This window comes from Neorhizobium vignae, from assembly GCF_000732195.1.
Classification (GTDB): Bacteria; Pseudomonadota; Alphaproteobacteria; order Rhizobiales; family Rhizobiaceae; genus Neorhizobium; species Neorhizobium vignae.
Genome location: NZ_JNNU01000031.1, coordinates 25,231 through 42,745, shown reverse-complemented (window position 1 = coordinate 42,745; position 17,515 = coordinate 25,231). Strand labels below are relative to the sequence as shown.

The window sequence follows — 17,515 nt, the reverse complement described above, 5'->3', positions numbered from 1 at the left end:
AATTACTCCGCCGCCATAGCGAGTTTCACGACCGGCAACCCCTCCTCTGCCTGTCGCTCTGTTTTCCCCTCAGGCGGCCTGATCCGGAACCAGGTCGCGTACAAGGCCGGCAGGAACAGCAGGATCATCACCGTTCCGACGGCGGTGCCGCCGATCAGCGTGTAGGCCATTGATCCCCAGAAGACCGAGGACGTCAGCGGGATGAAGGCGAGCACGGCAGCCATGGCCGTCAATATGACAGGTCTCGTTCTCTGCACGGTGGCCTCGATAACGGCATGGTAGTCATCCAAACCAGCCGCCTGGTTTTCCTTGATCTGTTCTGTCAGGATCAAGGTGTTGCGCATAAGAATGCCTGCCAAACCAATCAGCCCCAGGATGGCGTTGAACCCGAAGGGCTGATTGAAGATCAGCAAGACCGGGACGACGCCTGCGAGTCCGAGCGGTCCCGTCAGCATCACCATCGTCATCGTGGACAAGCTACGGACCTGCAGGATGATGACGATCAGCATCGCTGCAATCATGACGGGAAACACTTGAACCAGAGCGACGTTGGCCTTCAGCGACTCCTCGATATTTCCACCCATTTCGATACGATAGCCAACGGGCAAAGACGCGATCAGCGGTTGAAGTGCCTGCATCACTTGTTGCGAAACTTCCGGCGGCTGCGTCGCCTCGTTGATATCCGAGCGGATCGTGACAACCGGGATGCGGTCACGGCGCTTCATGATCGGCTCCTCGAAGCGGATTTCGGAGTGACCGATCTGGTCGAGCGGAACCGGGCGGCCATTCCTGCTCATCAACGAAAAGTCCGCCAGCCTCGAGGGGTCGAGCCTGTTTTCACCGGCGCTACGTGCAACCACGGGAACGTTGCGGATGTTTTCGCGAACCTGTGTGATCGGCACCCCGCTCAGCAACAGCTGCATCTGCTGTGCAGCCTCTGAAGGAGACAGACCAATAAGGTTGAGCCGGTCCTGATCGGGAATGAAGCGCAGGACAGGGGTGCGGTTGCCCCAGTCGCGGTTCGCCTGGCGGACATCCGGTACTGTCTTCATGAGCGCAAGCGCTTGTTCGGAGATCCTGTACAGTTCGTCCGGATCCGGTCCCATGACACGGAACTCGACCGGAAAAGGCGTGTAGGGACCGAAGACGAGTTGCGTCACCCGTACATAGGCTTCTGGAGCGAGGCCGCTGGAGATGGCTGCCCGCAGGCGATGCTTCAGATCCTCGCGACCGTGGGCATCGGGTGTCAGCACGACGATCTTTGCGAATGAAGGGTCCGGCAGTTCTGGCGCCATGGCGAAGAAGAAGCGTGGCGCACCCTGGCCGATATAGCTGGTGGCGATCTTCGTTTCAGGCTGCTCTTTCAGCCAGCGCTCGAGCTTCTCGACCGTCGCCGTCGTCGTCTCAATGCTGGTCCCTTCAGGCATGCGCACTTCCACCAGGACCTCGGGACGATCCGACGTCGGGAAGAATTGTTGTTTGACGCTCCCCATTCCCACGACGGACACCGCCATCGTGACGACCACCACCGCGCAGGTGACATACTTGTGGCGAACCACGAACTTGATCGTTGAACGAAGACGCTGGTAGTTGGGCGTGCCGTAGATGGCTTCGTGACCGCCAGCGACAGGCTTGATGGCAGGAAGCATCTTGACGCCGAGATAGGGCGTGAAGATTACCGCGACAATCCATGAGACGATCAGCGCGAAACCGACGATCCAGAAGATATTGCCGGCATATTCACCGGCGGTGGACCTGGCAAAGCCAACCGGCATAAGCCCGATGATCGTGACGAGGGTTCCGGACAGCATCGGGGCGGCCGTATGACTCCAGGCATAGGCGGCCGCCTTGATGCGATCCATGCCTTCTTCCATTTTCACCACCATGACCTCGATGGCGATGATGGCATCGTCCACGAGCAGTCCGAGGGCAAGGATGAGCGCGCCGAGCGTGATACGGTCGAAGAAGCGACCGGTTTCGAGCATGATCAGGAAGACGACGCCGAGTGTGAGCGGAACGGCAAGCGCTACGACGATACCGACGCGCCAGCCGAGGCTGATGAGGCTTACGAACAGGACGACGCCGAGCGCCATGGCGAATTTCAGCATGAACTCGCCGACGGCTTCCTGGATATTGACGGCCTGGTCGCTTACTTTCGCGAGCGACATGCCGAGCGGCAGGGTCTCTGCAATCTTTGAGGACCGCTCTTCCAGAGCCTTGCCGAGTTCAAGACCGTTCCAGCCCTGCTGCATCACCACACCAAGCATGATGGCGGGCTCGCCGTCATGGCGAATATGATAGGTGGCGGGATCCTGATATCCGCGACGGACCTCGGCGAAATCCGACAGCTTGAGAACGCGTCCTGCCGCGACGATGGGCGTATCGGCAATCGACTCGACGCTGTCGTATGCACCATCGAACCGAATGAAGACCTGAGGCCCCTGCGTGTCGATCGATCCCGCCGGGGTCACCGTATTGCGCCGTTGCAGGGCAGCCGCGATGTCTTGCGCCGAGATACCGAGCGTTGCGAGCTTGGAATACGAGAACTCGACGAAAATCTGTTCCGGCTGCTCGCCGAGAATATTGATCTTTTTCACGCCTGGGACGTGAAGCATGTCCTGACGTATCGTCTCGGCCTGCCGAACAAGGTCACGCATCGCCATGCCCTTTGCTTTCAAGGCATAAAGGGCGAAACTGACGTCGGAATATTCGTCGTTGACAAAAGGACCGATCACGCCTGGAGGAAGGTTGCGAGCTTCGTCTCCGAGTTTCTTGCGCGCCTGGTAGAATTCGGCTTCGACGGCGGATGCCGGAGTATTGTCCTTGAGGGTCACCGTCAGAAAGGCGTAGCCGGGACGGGTGGTCGTCTCCACGCGGTCGTACCAGGTGAGTTCCTGGATGCGCTTTTCCAGCGGTTCGGCGACAAGATCCTGCATCTCACGCGCGGTCGCGCCCGGCCAAACGGACGTAACGGTGAGTGTCTTGATGGTGAACGACGGATCTTCGGCTCGGCCCAGCTTGACAAAGGAATAGGCGCCGGCGGCGGCCAGCAGGACGATGAAGAACAGGGTGACGGCTCGCTCGCGAACGGCGAGCGCAGAGAGATTGAAGCTCATCGGTTTGCCGCCTCCGCCTTTTGCACGCCGACGCGCACGCTTGCGCCATCCTGAAGCAGATGCGCCCCAAGAGCGACGACAGCCTCGCCCGACGCCAAGTTTGAGACCGTGGCCTTCTCCTCGCCGATCCGCTCGACCTTCACCTCCCGGAAATGAACGCTGGACGTCTGCTCGTTCAAAACCCAGACGCCGGTGCGGGCGCCGTCATCCAGAAGCGCGCCAATGGGAACCTCGGCATGCGACTGTGCCGCTTCGTTCTGCAGGCTGATCGTAACGGTTGCCCCCAACGGCGCGGATGCCGCAGAACCCTGCAATACCCAGCGCGTTTCATAGGTCCGGGTTTGAGGATCAGCGGCATCGGAGATCTGCCTGAGTGCCGCCCTTTCCTCCATGCTCCGGCCATAGATGGTGGCCTGCGCTGCGGTACCAATCGCAGGCCTGAGATTTTCAGGCAACCAGACGAGTGCTTCGCGAGGTCCTGCTTTCGCGAGGCGCATGACCGGCTGGCCCGCTGAGACCACCTGACCTGGCTCGCCCAGCGTCTCGACGATCGTGCCGTCCGCGTCCGCCACGAGAACCGCATATGCCGCCTCGTTTTCGGCGACCTTTGTCTCTGCTTCGGCCGCAGCGAGTTGGGCAGTCGCGGTATCGAGCGCCGCCTTCGACTGTTCGTATCTCTGGGGAGACGCCGCCAGGCCGTTCTTGACGAGGGTCGCATACCGCCGCTCGTCGGCCTGTGCCTGAAGGAATGTCGCCCGCGCAGCAGCAACGGCGTTGCGCCTTGCCGACAGGGCCAGGCGCAGATCGGTATCGTCAACCCGCATCAGGGGCTGCCCGGCTTTGACCTCCTCGCCAAGCCCGACGAGCCGTTCGACGATTTTTCCAGGGACGCGAAAGCCGAGATCGCTCTGCACCCGGGCAGCAACCGTGCCTGTGAAGCTGCGGCTTGCTGCGTCCGGGGTCCTGACCTTCGATACGCTGACGAGAGGAGCCAGATTGCGGGGGTCTGCGGCTTCCGCATCCCTGCTCGTTGGCGGAAGCAGGAAAATCGCGGCGGCGACGCCGACAAGAGCGGCCACAGCCACGGTTGAGAGGAGGATCTTGCGTTTCATGGCTCTGGCCTTCTTGACGGTGGCGGCATAATTCTTAGATTGCAATCTAACTCTAAAAGCTTTATAGATGTCAATTGAAATCTAATAGGAGATGATCATGAGGGTCAGTCGCGCCCAGGCCGAAGCAAATCGCGAGACGGTCATCAACGTCGCCAGCAGGCTCTTTCGCGAGCACGGCTTCGATGGCATCGGGCTCAAGGACCTGATGAAAGGTGCCGGTCTTACCCAGGGTGGCTTCTACAAGCAGTTCGAATCCAAGGACGACCTGGCGGCACTGGCGTCGCGGCGCGCGATGGAAAGCGCGACCCGCAGATGGTCCTCGGTCGCGGCCTCGAGCCCGGATCCGCTCCAGGGCGTGATCGATCTCTACCTTTCGACGGGACACCGTGGAGAAACCGGGGACGGCTGCCCGCTGGTCGCCCTTGGCTCCGATGCCGCGCGCCAGAGCGTCGATGTTCGCAAGCCGTTTCAGGACGGCATCAAAGCCCACCTGCAGCTTCTCGACGAACTGATGCCGGCCAGCAGCGACGGTGACGATCCGTCCCGCAAGGCCATGGCGATGCTCGCGCTCATGGTCGGAGCGGTGACTCTGTCACGCATCGTGACCGACGAAAGGCTGGCAGACCATCTCCTTGAAGCAGCGGCTGCTGAAGCAAAGCGTGTCGCAGCCACGGAGCCGGCCGAGTAACGAGCGGAACGAGAAGTTCTCCATCGGTTCAGCATCCGCTGTCCGCGAGCTTTCGGTTTTCATTTCTGGAGGCATCATACGTCGTGTGGTCGTAACAGGAATGGGAGCGGTCGGCCCGCTCGGTGCCAACGCCAGTCGCTCTTGAACCCGCGTGCTGGCGGGCAAGTCCGTCTTCCGACGATGAGCCGAAAATCCTCTCTTCTCCAATTATGCCAGGTTTGTCTCAGAGGCGCTGATCCCGGACAGTTTCACTGATCACAGCCCGCAGCGCTCGTATCTGCAAATCGAGCCCAAAAGCAAAACGCTGATCGGCGTTTGCTCCGGCAATCTCACGCATTGCGATCGTCGCAAGCGGGAACTCAGGGAGGATCTGCGCCTCCTCGCGACCGGAGTTTGTCTTATCGCCGCCCAGCGCCTGCTCCTCGATAACGAAGCCGATCACGAAATAGACAACCGTGAACGCTCCCCAACTTGCGACTCGGTCGTCCGCACCAGCTTGCTTGAGAGAACCGATCATCAGCGAGCCGACGCGCAGTACATTATTTGACAAGGGATAGGTTCCTGCAAAGACGCGTGCGGCATCGCGGCGCGACAGCAGTGCGTCGCGCACTTCGGAGGCCACGCGCCCGAGCCTCGCATCCCACGCCTCACCTTCGGGATTGACCACGGCGACCGGTTCCATGAGGGCGTCCGCCATCCCCTCCAGCAGCGCGTCCTTGTTGGCGAAATGCCAATAAAGCGACGGCGCCTGAACGTTGAGCGCGTCGGCCAGCTTACGCATGGTAAGCCCCTCAATGCCGACCTCATCCAGCAGCTTCAGCGCCGTCGCAATGACCTCGGTTTTCACGATGCGCATTTCCATCCCCATTTTTACGATTGACTCTCTAACATTGTTAGGCAAATCTAACAACGTTAGATTGGAGCATTCCTCATGAAAATGAACTATGATGTTGTTGTTGTCGGCGCCGGACCCGTGGGACTATGGCTGGCATGCGAACTGAAACTTGCTGGCGTGGATGTCGTCGTTATTGAGCGGCGGACTGAGCGGACGGCGCAGTCGCGTGCGCTCACCATTCATGGACGTTCGCTGGAAGTGTTTGCCTTGCGCGGCCTTGCCGATCGCTTCCTCAGTACAGGCAAACCGATCCCGACCGGTCACTACGCAGTCCTCGATACGCGCCTGGATTTCTCGCCGTTCGACACCCGCTTCCCCTACACCCTGTTCATTCCGCAGGCCGTGACCGAAGAGCGTCTCGAAGAACGCGCGACTGAACTCGGCGTCGTCATCGTGCGGGGCGCGGCAGCGAACAACATTGTGGACGACGGAAACCGGGTGCACATTTCTACCGACGGCGGAGAGTATTCGGCCTCCTATGTGGTGGGAGCGGATGGTGCTCGCAGCATCGTGCGGGAACATGCGGGCATCTCATATGAGGGAGCAGAAGCCCGCAATTCGCTCATGCTTGCGGACGTGGTTATGGCGTCGCCGCCGGCAAAACCCGTCGTGTCGGTCACCAATGAACATGGTTCGGTCATGATCGCGCCTCTCGGTGACGGCAAGCACCACCGCATCGTGCTCGTCGATCCCCAGCGAACCCATGTGCCGCGAACCGAACCGGTTACTCTGGAAGAGGTCGCGGGATCAACCGCGCGCATTATCGGCGAGGACTATCAGCCTCGCGACCCGATCTGGCTTTCGCGTTTCGCCGATGAGACGCGTCTTGCCGGAACCTATCGCAAGGGCCGCGTCCTCCTCGCCGGCGATGCCGCTCATATCCACGCTCCCATGGGCGGACAGGGCATGAATGTCGGACTGCAGGACGCTTTGAATCTCGGCTGGAAACTGGCCGCGGTCGTGAAGGGCCAGGCGCCCGACAAACTGCTTGATACCTATGACGAGGAACGCCGTCCAATAGGACACATCCTCTACACCAATACCCTGGCGCAGGTCGGGCTCGTCACCCGCTTCGATCCGGCGACCCTTGCCCTGCGCGAGACGCTGAACGAGCTCCTGAAAATTCCTGCAGTCAATCATCGCCTTGCCGGTGAGCTTTCCGGTTTCGACGTCGCCTATGGTGCCGATGCGAAAACGGCTGTTGCTGCCGGGCGATTGGCGCCAGGGGTGCGCGCTCCCGATACCGAACTTGTGGGTATGGACGGCGGATCGATGTCGCTGCACAGTCTGCTGGTAGAAGGTCGTTGGCTTCACCTTTCCTTCAAACCTGGCGCATCGGTTTCCGGCCCGGAATGGTTGCGATCCGGCTGCGTCCAATCCCTGGAGACAGCTCCTTCCGATCACGCGGCCCTTCGCGGCGTCCGGGCGTTGTTGGTCAGGCCCGACGGTTATATCGCTGCCATCGATCAGGAATAAGGGAGACGTAGATGGAAACTCTCAATCCGCCGTCCTTGACCGATGCCTTCTCGCACTTGATTGCCCACATCGCCATAACCCCACCCGGGGCACGTCTTGCCGCCGTCTCGGGCCAGGTGGCGATCGACAGGTCAGGTCAACTTATCGGGGGAAACGATCACGCCGCCCAGGCGAGGCAATGCTTCGGGAATGTCCTCAACGCGCTCACGACCATGAAGGCGGATCCGAAAGACATCCTGCAGATGAAAATCTATGTAGTCCGGCACACTCCGGATCTTGTTCCGGTAATCTTCGGGGCGGGCGCTGACATATTCGGCGAAAAATGGCCGGTTTGCGCGAGTACCTGGATCGGCGTCGAAACACTCGCCTTGCCCGAATGGCTAGTCGAGATAGAGGTTCTGGTAGCCCTGCCGTAACGCACACAAGGCAATATGAGACGCGTCGGGGAGCCGGATCAACCCGAGAACCTTCCCGCGGCGTCATGGATTGCCGGCCCGGCTCGGCCGGGTCAAATGCGGCGTGACGGAATCAAGGTGGCTGGCCCTCCCCCACTCTCTCCTTCACCAACCCCTTGATCGCATCCATCACAGCCCTGACCCGCGGCACGTTGCGCAGCCGCTCATGCGTCACCAGCCAGATTTCCGCCGCCGGCGGCACCGGAGGGCGGAAGCAGAGCACGAGTTCGGGATCGCCCGCGGCGATGAACTCGGAGTAGAAGCCGATGCCAAGCCCGTTGCGCACGCTGGCGAAGACAGCCGGAACAGTGTTTTGCCGCAACAAGAGCGTTTCCGGCGGGAAGTGCTGACGTGCCCATTCGAAGATAGGGCGGCCCCGCACATGGGTGTCGATGCCGATCAGCGCGTGGCCCGATAACTCCTCAAGGCTCTTCGGCACCCCGTTGCGCTCGCCGTAACTGTGCGAACAGTAGAGGCTCCAATAGTCCTCCACCATCTTGAGCCCCACCAGCCCGGCCTGCGTCGGCGCAGGCGCCGCCCGCAACGCGACGTCCGCCTCCCCGTTTGCGAGGTCACGCAACAGGTTGCTGGTGTCGACCTCCAGCCTCACACCCGGATGCGCCCGCTTCAGCCGCATTGTCAGGTCGGTCAGCAAGAGGTTGGCCAGAACGTCATTGGTAGTGAATCGAACCGTGCCGGAAATTTCTCGAGAAAGACTGCCGACCGCGCCGGAAAAGACGTCCACCGCCTGGCGCACCGCCTCTGCCGGCGCGATCAACGCCGCCCCCGCCTCCGTCAGCACATAGCCAGTGCGCCTTTTGTCGAACAGTTGGATGCATAGATCGGCCTCAAGAGCGGCGATCCGCCGGGACACGGTGCTCTGGCTGACATTCAGCGCCTTGGACGCCGAAAGCGTGGAGCCGGTCTCGGCAACCGACAGAAGAAAACGCAAATCATCGACATTGATGGGTTCCGTCACGTTATGCAAATCCGGTGAAGACAGCGGCAAAAACGGTGTTTGAAGCAGAAACGCGGATAATCTACACGGCTTTCATTGCCTGCGAAACGCGTTTGCGGGCCAAAACACGCCACATCAGCACAGAATGTAAGGAGAAACGCCATGCGCGGAGCGCTTGTGCCTGCCGATACCCGTATCGTCAATCATTTTAACAGTGAGACCTTCGTCTTCACTCATCCCTATGAAGGCGGGATATCCAGCCGCATGGATGTCGTGCTTGGCAAGGGTGGCTCCGGTGGCGGCAATGCCATCGCCCATATCCATCCTGGCACCGACGAGATCTTCACCGTCAACAGCGGCTGCGTCATGGTGATGATCGACGGCAAGGAATATTTCGCGACCGAGGGCCAGTCGATCACAGTGCCGAAGGGCGCCAGCCATTTCTTCCGAAACGCTTTCGACGGCGACACCCACCTGACGGTAACCTTCGTCACCGCCCAGCAGCACCTGCGGTTCTTCCTGAACATCGCCCGCTGGACCTCGGAGTACCCGGATTATTTCAAATCGGACGGTTCGGTGAAGCTGCTGCCGATCGCGCTGGGGCTCAATGCCTTCCCGGACCACCTGTATATCTCTGGTCCGCCGGTCTGGCTGCAGAAGGCTATGTATGCGACGCTGGCGCCGCTCGCCCGCCTGATGGGCTACCGCCTGGCCGTCAAGCCGGCCAGCAAGGCCGAACGACGGGCAATCGAGGACGAGCAAGCGTTTGCCGCCTGACGTCACCGCCCGGAAAGCAGCCCGGGCCTGTCGATCCAGGTGCTTGATTGCGCGTAGTCGGGCCGTAACCGATCACTGGGACACCCGCACCAAATACGCCATGCAGAAATTGTTGCGAGTATGGCAGGTTGGCGGCCACCATACTCGCAACTGCCGAAGGCTGCTTTAAGCCTTAATGAACGCCAACAGGTCCGGGTTGATCACGTCAGCATGCGTGGTCAGCATTCCGTGCGGGAAGCCCTTGTAGATTTTCAGGGTGCTGTTCTTCAGCAGCTTGGCCTGGAGTTCCACGGCGTCTTTGTAGGGAACGATCTGGTCGTCATCGCCCTGCGTGACCAGCGTCGGCACGGTGATCGCCTTAAGGTCTTCTGTCTGGTCGGTCTCCGAAAAGGCCTTGATGCCGTCATAATGAGCTTTGGCGCTGCCCATCATCCCCTGGCGCCACCAATTGTCGATCACCCCTTGCGAGACCTTCGCGCCTTCCCGGTTGAAGCCATAAAATGGGCCGGACGCAACATCGAGGAAGAACTGAGCGCGATTGGCTGCGAGTGCGTTACGGAAACCATCGAATACTTCGATCGGTGTGCCATCAGGATTGGCTGCGGTCTTGACCATCAGCGGCGGAACGGCGCTGACAAGAATGGCCTTGGCGACGCGGCCCTGCGGCTGACCATATTTGGCGACGTAACGAGCAACTTCGCCGCCGCCTGTGGAATGTCCGATGTGGACGGCGTTGCGCAGGTTGAGGTGCTCGGCCACGGCGGAGGCATCGGCGGCGTAATGATCCATGTCGTGACCGTCGCTCACCTGAGACGAGCGGCCATGGCCGCGGCGATCATGTGCGACGACGCGGTAGCCCTTGCCGACAAAGAACAGCATCTGTGCATCCCAGTCGTCGGATGACAAAGGCCAACCGTGGTGGAATACAATGGGTTGGGCGTCCTTCGGACCCCAGTCCTTATAGAAGATCTCAACACCGTCTTTGGTGGTCACGTAACTATGGGTCATTGGTTCAATTCCTTGCTGATGTTTGGAGATTTTCTTTTCAGAAGCCAAGGCCGGGATGGCCAGAGCCAATGAAATCGTGGTGCCGGTCAGTAGAACCTGCCGACGGGTAAGGGAAAATTCGCTGGTCATGAGAGGTCTCCGAGATCTCGAGCCGGCCGAACCAACATCGACCGGCTTAGCCGTTGACGCGCTGTTGCGCTTACTCGTCGCGGCTGCTCTCGAACAGGAACCAGGCACGGCGTTCGGCTTCATCCACCCAGTTTTCGATCAGGCTGGCGGTTGCAATATCGCCATGCTCGTCACAGAGATTGTGGGTTTCCTTCATCAGTGAAACCAGCGTGAGATTGTCTTCGCGAAGTTCAGCCAGCATGTCTGCCGGGGTCACGAAATCAGCATCGTTGTCGAGCAGGCGCTGCAGCCTGGAAATATGACCGATCGAACGGACGGTCGTGCCGCCGATTTTGCGGGCTCGTTCAGCAATATCGTCCGTCATCGCAAAGATCTGCTCGCCTTGCTCGTCGAGCATCAGGTGATAGTCACGGAAATGCGGCCCGCTCATGTGCCAATGGAAATTCTTGGTCTTGAGGTAGAGGGCGAAGACATCGGCAAGAAGCGCCGTCAGTGCGCCGGATATATCGGCAGTCGCGTTTGTGCCAAGCGCTGTCGGTGTTGCAAGCGGGGACTTGCGGTGTTTTTCAGCGAGTGTGCGGTCCATGATGGTCTCCAATGGGTTGAGCGGGCTGCTGGAGACTTTTTAGACCGGGCCCCGCGCCCGCAACATCCAATGCTTGGCTAGTCGAACCCACACCTTCGTATAGTTTCGAAGCGCTCCTGCTGAAGTTAGATATCGAATGTCTTCAACCTCCTCCCAAGAAGACATGCTGGGCACCCAAGCCCTGACGGTTCAACCGCCCCTCCCTGAACCAGCGGATGTCGCGATCCGATAGAGACCATCCCAGCTGCCCTGGGGTGGTCTTTTTTTTGCCGCCTATCAGATTGAGTTCACACGCGAATAGCGGATTTTGGAATTGCGTTTTCTCCAGCGGGATGGCTTGATGCCAAGATCGATATCCAGGTGGGAACCTGCATGCCTTCGCTTGAACTTGTGAACCCGAAACGACGGCTATCGGCACGCTACGAAATCGGCATTCTGTCGTTCGCATTCGCTCTGGCGTTAACGGTCTTCTATCTCGATACGTTCACCGACATTCACAGCGCGCTCGCGACGCTCTATGTCATCACGCTCCTTCTGTCGGCGGAAACGCTGACGGAAAAGGGAACGTTGCTGCTGACGGCGGTCTGTGTTGGTCTTTCAACACTATCTTACGCGGCGGCCCACGGCACCGACGCCGACCTTGCCGCAATTTTGCGCCTGGCCGTGGCCGTCGCTGCCATATTGATTACCTGTGCGCTGATCATAAGGAACCATCGTGCGCGTCATGATCTTTTAAAATCCAACGTCGCCTTGAAGAGTAGCGAAGAACGCTACCGGACGATTTTCGAGCAGAGCCGCGTCGCCCTTTGGGAGCGGGACTACTCCGAGGTGCGCGCGTTGTTGACGAAACTGAAGACGCAGGGGGTCGTCGATCTGCGTGCTCATGCGCGGGACAATCCGGACTTCATCGCCGATTGCATCGAACGCATACCGACAGTCGCTGCCAATGCCGCAGCGTTGGAGCTTCTCGGCAATGTCAGTGCGCAGAATGATGGCTCGACGCGCCGCTACATTGCGCAGGACGACGCCACGTTTCTTGATCTGATGGTAGCGATCTTCGAAAACCAAAGCTATTTCGAGGGAAAGGGCACGGTCGTCACCAGCGACGGGACGAACAAGTTGGTGCTGCTGACTGTGGGCTTTCCGGTGGACGTGGCCAACTTTAACCGCGTCATTGTCGGTATGTTCGACATCACCGAGCGCGAGCTGGCCCAGAAGGCGCTGTTCGAGGCACAGGCCGACCTCGCACTCGCGTCGCGAGCAGCCACCGTCGGCGCCCTGTCTGCATCGCTCGCTCATGAACTTAACCAGCCGCTCGGCGCCCTTGTCGTCAATGCACAAACCCTCCAGCGTTGGCTCGACCGCGACCCGCCGGATCTGATGGCTGTTTCCCGCTCCGCCGAGCGCATCGTGCGCGATAGCCAGCGCGCCAGCGACATCATCCAGAGCACCCGGTCGTTGTTGAGCGAGCGCACCCCGGTCCTCGAGCCAGTGTCACTGGCAGACCTCGTCAGCGAGACACAAGCTTTGATGGACGGCGAGCTTTCTAGGAACAGGATCGCATTCGAAACCAGCGAGGCTCCCGGGATAAACAACGTGAGTGCGGTCCGCATCGAGCTGCAGCAGGTGTTGATCAACCTGATCACCAATGCCATTCAGGCCATGGCCGCGACGCCGGAGGAGCTTCGACGGATTTCGGTATCGATCACGACGGCAGATGGTCAGGGCGTTCGGGTCAGTGTTCGTGACAGTGGTCCTGGCCTGAGCGCCGACATTCTGGAAAAGCTGTTCAAGCCGTTTTGCACCACCAAAGAAACCGGCCTTGGCATGGGCCTTGCCATCTGCCGCGGTATGCTCGAAGCCCGTGGCGGCTCCCTGACAGCCAGTAATCACACAGAAGGCGGCGCGCTGTTCGAAATGATCGTGCCGATGGAGGCTATCCATGAATGATGCCAGAAAGCCCGCCAAAACCACGAGCCCCGATACGCCTGTCGTCTACGTCGTGGATGACGATCCTTCGATCCGGGAGGCGCTTGTCGATCTTTTTCTGTCGGTGCGAACGGAAGCAGAGGCCTTCGAAAGCGCTCAGGACCTGCTTGATAATGCCGACCTCAAGCGGCCGGGCTGCATCCTGCTCGACGTAAGACTGCCGGGCGCCAATGGCCTGGACTTCCAGCTTCATCTCGAAAAACTCGGGAACCAGATGCCGGTCATCTTCATGACCGGCCATGGCGACATACCGATGACCGTGCGGGCGATGAAAGCCGGCGCGGTGGATTTTCTGGCAAAACCGTTCCGGGACCAGGATATCCTCGATGCTGTGGCCGTAGCCTTCCAGAAAGACCGGGACCTGCGCCAACAATCTGCGGCCAATGGCGCCGTTTCCGAACTCGCGAAGACATTGACCCGTCGCGAGCACGAGGTCATGGCGGCCGTGGTGCAGGGCCTGATGAACAAGCAGATCGCCTTCAACCTTGGCATCAGCGAGATCACCGTCAAACTGCATCGCGGCAATGTCATGCGCAAGATGGAGGCACGCTCGGTAGCGGATCTGGTCCGCAAGGCCGAGCTGCTTGGGCTTTAGGTGAAAAACCTAGACCCTTGTATGGTACAACAACCGGTCTCGAAGGAGCATATACCGGGCTCTAGATCTAACATGGCAAGGCCAGAGAAATTGTACAAAACACCAGTCATAGCTATCGTCGACGATGATCGGTCGATCCGCGAAGCCCTTGACGACCTCATTTTGTCCTGCGGCTATCAGAGCCGGCTGTTCACGTCCGCGGAAGACTATCTTGCTGCGGAGGATCGCGCCTCGATCGATTGCATGCTCGTGGATGTCAAAATGCCCGGCCTCACGGGGATCGAGTTGCAGGCTGTGCTGAACGAACAAGATACGCGGAAGCCCCCGATGATCTTCATGACGTCTTATAGCGACAACAAAACAAGGACGGCGGCGATGAGTGGCGGCGCTTTTGCCTTTCTCGGCAAACCCGTGAATTTCAGCCAATTGGTCCAGTGTCTCGAACGGGCGCTGAAGCGCTGATCCACGCCAACGAGGATTAAATCCATGTCGCACGGTTGTTCGCACACATCGACGATACGCACGGTTCGCCCCCAAACGCTCGGCTGCGAGGAGTGCCTGGAGACCGGACAGGCCTGGTTTCATCTCAGGCTGTGCCGTGAGTGTGGCCATGTCAGGTGCTGCGACCAATCTCCCGGTCGTCACGCCACCGCACATTTCCATGCCACGCAGCATCCGATCATAGAAGGTTACGATCCGCCGGAAGGCTGGGGATGGTGTTTTGTCGACGAGACCATGGTCGAACTGCCGGACCAGACCCCGCAGCGTGGCCCCCTACCTCGCTATTACTAGACCATCCAGGATCGGCAACGCCATTTTCGTCACGTTTCAAGCCAGGAGAAAAATGATGGCGGATCTCAGCGCAAGACAACACCAGATGTTTCCGGAGCTGAGCCCCCGTCAGGTCGAGACGGCCAAACGTTTTGCCAGTGGCGAGCCACAGCATTTCGAAGCCGGGGAATTTATCTACAGGGTCGGCGATCACGCGGCACCTGCCTGGCTGGTGCTTGAAGGATCGATGGATGTCTTTCGCCATGAAGGCCTGTCGCATGAGGCGCCGATCACCACCCATGGCGCCGGTCAACTGTCGGGCGAAGTCAATCAACTTTCGGGCCGCCCGACACTGGCTGGTGCACGGGCCGGCCCCGACGGCTGCACCGCGGTTGCGTTCGACGCAGCTCATCTTCGCGCCCTGGTGATCGGCTCGGCGGATGTCGGCGAGATTATCATGCGGGCTTTTATCCTGCGTCGCGTTGGCCTGATCGATTCCGGCGCGGGTTCTGTTCTGATCGGGGCTCCGGGAAATGCGGCGCTGTCACGCCTGCAAGGGTTTCTTGCCCGCAGCGCCTTTCCCTATATCGTGCTCGATTCTGCCAGCGAAGGCGAAGGCCGTGCTCTGATCGAACGCTTGGGCATCCTTGTCACAGAGCTTCCTCTGATGGTCTGCCCCAATGGTACCGTGCTGAAGAACCCGACCGACGCGGAAGCAGCGGCATGCCTCGGCATGACGCCGGACCTCATGCCTGGAAAGCTCTATGACGTTGCCGTTGTCGGCGCTGGACCGGCGGGCCTTGCCACCGCCGTCTATGCCGCCTCCGAAGGGCTTGACGTCATTGTCATCGACGAACGTTCGGTGGGAGGGCAGGCCGGCGCCTCATCGCGGATCGAAAACTATCTCGGCTTCCCAACCGGCATATCCGGCCAGGCGCTGGCCGGCCGCGCCTATAACCAGGCACTGAAATTCGGCGCCGAATTGGTCCTGCCGGTCGCGGTCGACAGTCTGGTCGCGCCCGAGCGCGATGCCGGTGTGCTGACGCTGGAGCTCGCAGGTGGAAAGGCCGTGACGTCGCGAACGATCGTCATTGCCTCCGGTGCGCACTACCGGCGTCCGGGAATCGCCAACATCGAGAGCTTGGAGGGCAATGGCATCTCCTATTGGGCTTCTCCAATAGAGGCGAAACTCTGCGCCGGTGAAGAGATAGCGCTGGTTGGCGGCGGCAATTCTGCGGGTCAGGCGATCGTTTTTCTCGCACCTCAGGTCAAGAAACTCCATCTCGTCGTCCGGCGCGCGCTTGAAGATACGATGTCGCAATATCTGATTGACCGCATCAAGGCTTTCCCCAATGTCGAACTGCACATGCCCTGCGAAGTGGATGCAGTCGAAGGCGATTCCGCGGGCGGCCTGAAATCTGCCACGCTGCGCAATCGGCTGGATAACAGCGAAAAACTGCTGTCCATTCACCACCTTTTCCTTTTCATCGGAGCAGATCCGAATGCCGGCTGGATCAGCGACCGCGTCCATACCGATGAGAAGGGCTTCATCGTCACCGGACAATCCTTCGATGCGCTGTGCAGTTTCACTCGCCAGCCTTTACCGCTGGAAACCAGCCTGCCAAACGTCTTTGCCATCGGTGATGTCCGGGCCGGATCGACCAAGCGGGTGGCGGCCGCAGTCGGTGAAGGTGCTGCCGTCGTCTCCCAGATCCACGCCGCGCTCAGCCTGATGAAGACCCTGAATTGAAGCATTCGGACTTCCTAAAATCAAACGACCCGCCGGCAGATGCCGGCGGGTCAAGACCGTTGTTTTGCGCGGAATGTGAGAGACAGCCAGTTCAAATTGCCGACGCACCAAGCTGGCGGCCGTAGGCCACGATTTCCCTGCCAACGACGATGCGATCATGCTCGAACCGCTGCAGGGCGGTAGGAAGATCAGTCTCGGATGCGAGGCAGTTGCTCAACGCCATGACATCGCCGGCTGCTTTCGACACGCCCATCGCGGTGTGCGGCCGCGCGACGAAGGCGGCGTCACCGATCAGAACGATGGATCGGCCAATCATACGGGGTGCCTCGTAGTCGAAAATACCTTGTATCGACGGGCTTGGCTCCGCTTCCACCGCCAGCGCGAATTGCGGCGGAAGCATCTGCCTGGCATCGGCGCGAAAAGTTTCCAGACGGTCGCTAGACAAGCCGCCACGCGGCAGCGAAAACGTGTGCCTCCGCCTGCTGAGATCGGTGAACGTGCCGGCAAGGTCGCTTGGCTGCACCTTGCGGTACCAGACCCAATTGTAGCGACGGCTGCCCCTGCTCATCTCTCCTTTCGAACCGGGGACAAGATAGCCGAGAGCGTGTACGCCCGGCCGGACATGGAACGCAAACCGGTCGAGAAGCAGCGCGGCGGCAGAGGGCAGACTGGTTTCCGGGATCAACCCGCGCCAAGCAACATAGCCGGAATAGCGATTCTGACTGTCCTTTGCATTGACCGCACCACGCACCACGGAACCGAGGCCATCGGCGCCGATCACGAGATCGGCTGTCTCTCGCGTCCCGTCACCAAAAATCAGTTCCGCACCGCTCTCGCCGTCCATCACATCGACGACGTCCCGGCCCAAGAAATAGGTTTCGGGCGCGATACGCGACGCGACGGTTTCGAACAGGACATCCCAGGAGATTTGTGTCTGGGGCATACTGACGGTCTGGGCAATACTGCCGTCCTGATCGAGATAGATGCGTTCCTTTGCCACCACGCCGATGCGTGCCACATGCTCGCAACCGATCAGCCTGAGAATGCGAAGCAGATCGCTCTGACCGACAAGGCCCGCTCCCCGCCCGGCCAGACCGTTCCTTGATCGCTCGTAGATGCGAACATCGTGGCCAGCCTGCTGTAGCATGATGCCAGCGAAGAGGCCGGCGAGCGAACCGCCGACGATTCTGATAAGTAGCTTGTTCATCGT

General features: G+C 60.0%; 16 protein-coding genes. 9 read left to right on the top strand and 7 right to left on the bottom strand.

The window, feature by feature from the left end; all coding sequences use genetic code 11:
• Positions 1–2: 2 nt before the first annotated feature.
• Together GQ59_RS28360 and GQ59_RS28355 are read right to left on the bottom strand one after the other, a co-directional pair.
• Positions 3–3,116, bottom strand: a complete 3,114-nt coding sequence (locus GQ59_RS28360) for an efflux RND transporter permease subunit (protein ID WP_037087819.1) — start codon at positions 3,114–3,116, stop codon at positions 3–5.
• Entirely contained in the window at positions 3,113–4,228 is a 1,116-nt protein-coding gene (locus GQ59_RS28355; RefSeq protein WP_037087816.1) for an efflux RND transporter periplasmic adaptor subunit, read from the bottom strand. The genes GQ59_RS28360 and GQ59_RS28355 overlap by 4 nt, the downstream gene beginning before the upstream one ends.
• A 97-nt stretch (positions 4,229–4,325) precedes the next feature.
• On the opposite strand from GQ59_RS28355, the gene GQ59_RS28350 reads away from it, so the two are divergent.
• Entirely contained in the window at positions 4,326–4,916 is a 591-nt protein-coding gene (locus GQ59_RS28350; RefSeq protein WP_037087814.1) for a TetR/AcrR family transcriptional regulator, read from the top strand.
• A gap of 223 nt (positions 4,917–5,139) precedes the next feature.
• Here the strand turns inward: GQ59_RS28350 and GQ59_RS28345 are convergent, their stop codons facing one another.
• Entirely contained in the window at positions 5,140–5,772 is a 633-nt protein-coding gene (locus GQ59_RS28345; protein WP_037087875.1) for a TetR/AcrR family transcriptional regulator C-terminal domain-containing protein, read from the bottom strand.
• Positions 5,773–5,847: 75 nt separating this feature from the next.
• Between GQ59_RS28345 and GQ59_RS28340 the strand changes: the two genes are divergently transcribed.
• Positions 5,848–7,287, top strand: coding sequence for an FAD-dependent oxidoreductase (locus GQ59_RS28340; RefSeq protein WP_037087812.1), 1,440 nt, complete (start codon positions 5,848–5,850; stop codon positions 7,285–7,287).
• Positions 7,288–7,298: 11 nt separating this feature from the next.
• On the top strand, positions 7,299–7,703 hold the full coding sequence (locus GQ59_RS28335; RefSeq protein WP_037087811.1) for a RidA family protein: 405 nt from the start codon (positions 7,299–7,301) through the stop codon (positions 7,701–7,703).
• A 112-nt stretch (positions 7,704–7,815) separates the two neighbouring features.
• Here GQ59_RS28335 and GQ59_RS28330 read toward each other — a convergent pair whose 3' ends face one another.
• Positions 7,816–8,721 (bottom strand): LysR family transcriptional regulator, encoded by a 906-nt coding sequence (locus tag GQ59_RS28330; protein ID WP_051904248.1) that lies wholly within the window; start codon positions 8,719–8,721, stop codon positions 7,816–7,818.
• Between the two features lie 141 nt (positions 8,722–8,862).
• Here GQ59_RS28330 and GQ59_RS28325 point away from each other — a divergent pair, with 141 nt between their 5' ends.
• The gene (locus GQ59_RS28325) at positions 8,863–9,477 is read left to right on the top strand and encodes a cupin domain-containing protein (protein WP_037087809.1); all 615 of its coding nucleotides are present in this window, start codon (positions 8,863–8,865) and stop codon (positions 9,475–9,477) included.
• 165 nt (positions 9,478–9,642) lie between these two features.
• Here the strand turns inward: GQ59_RS28325 and GQ59_RS28320 are convergent, their stop codons facing one another.
• Positions 9,643–10,614, bottom strand: coding sequence for an alpha/beta fold hydrolase (locus GQ59_RS28320; RefSeq protein WP_037087807.1), 972 nt, complete (start codon positions 10,612–10,614; stop codon positions 9,643–9,645).
• A 70-nt stretch (positions 10,615–10,684) separates the two neighbouring features.
• Positions 10,685–11,200, bottom strand: coding sequence for a Dps family protein (locus GQ59_RS28315; RefSeq protein ID WP_037087804.1), 516 nt, complete (start codon positions 11,198–11,200; stop codon positions 10,685–10,687).
• Positions 11,201–11,572: 372 nt separating this feature from the next.
• Between GQ59_RS28315 and GQ59_RS28310 the strand changes: the two genes are divergently transcribed.
• From GQ59_RS28310 to GQ59_RS28295, 5 genes are all read left to right on the top strand, one after another.
• Positions 11,573–13,150, top strand: coding sequence for a sensor histidine kinase (locus GQ59_RS28310; protein WP_037087802.1), 1,578 nt, complete (start codon positions 11,573–11,575; stop codon positions 13,148–13,150).
• Positions 13,143–13,784 (top strand): response regulator transcription factor, encoded by a 642-nt coding sequence (locus tag GQ59_RS28305; protein WP_037087800.1) that lies wholly within the window; start codon positions 13,143–13,145, stop codon positions 13,782–13,784. Before GQ59_RS28310 ends, GQ59_RS28305 begins: the two co-directional genes overlap by 8 nt.
• A gap of 72 nt (positions 13,785–13,856) precedes the next feature.
• Positions 13,857–14,246, top strand: coding sequence for a response regulator transcription factor (locus GQ59_RS28300; protein WP_051904247.1), 390 nt, complete (start codon positions 13,857–13,859; stop codon positions 14,244–14,246).
• Positions 14,247–14,270: 24 nt separating this feature from the next.
• Entirely contained in the window at positions 14,271–14,576 is a 306-nt protein-coding gene (locus GQ59_RS31460) for a UBP-type zinc finger domain-containing protein (protein WP_084683322.1), read from the top strand.
• A 55-nt stretch (positions 14,577–14,631) separates the two neighbouring features.
• Complete coding sequence (locus GQ59_RS28295) at positions 14,632–16,305, top strand: FAD-dependent oxidoreductase (RefSeq protein WP_037087798.1); 1,674 nt, start codon at positions 14,632–14,634, stop codon at positions 16,303–16,305.
• Positions 16,306–16,396: 91 nt separating this feature from the next.
• Here GQ59_RS28295 and GQ59_RS28290 read toward each other — a convergent pair whose 3' ends face one another.
• Positions 16,397–17,512 carry an FAD binding domain-containing protein gene (locus GQ59_RS28290; protein WP_037087797.1) on the bottom strand — a complete coding sequence of 372 codons (1,116 nt, stop codon included), beginning with the start codon at positions 17,510–17,512 and terminating at the stop codon, positions 16,397–16,399.
• Between the last annotated feature and the right edge of the window lie 3 nt (positions 17,513–17,515).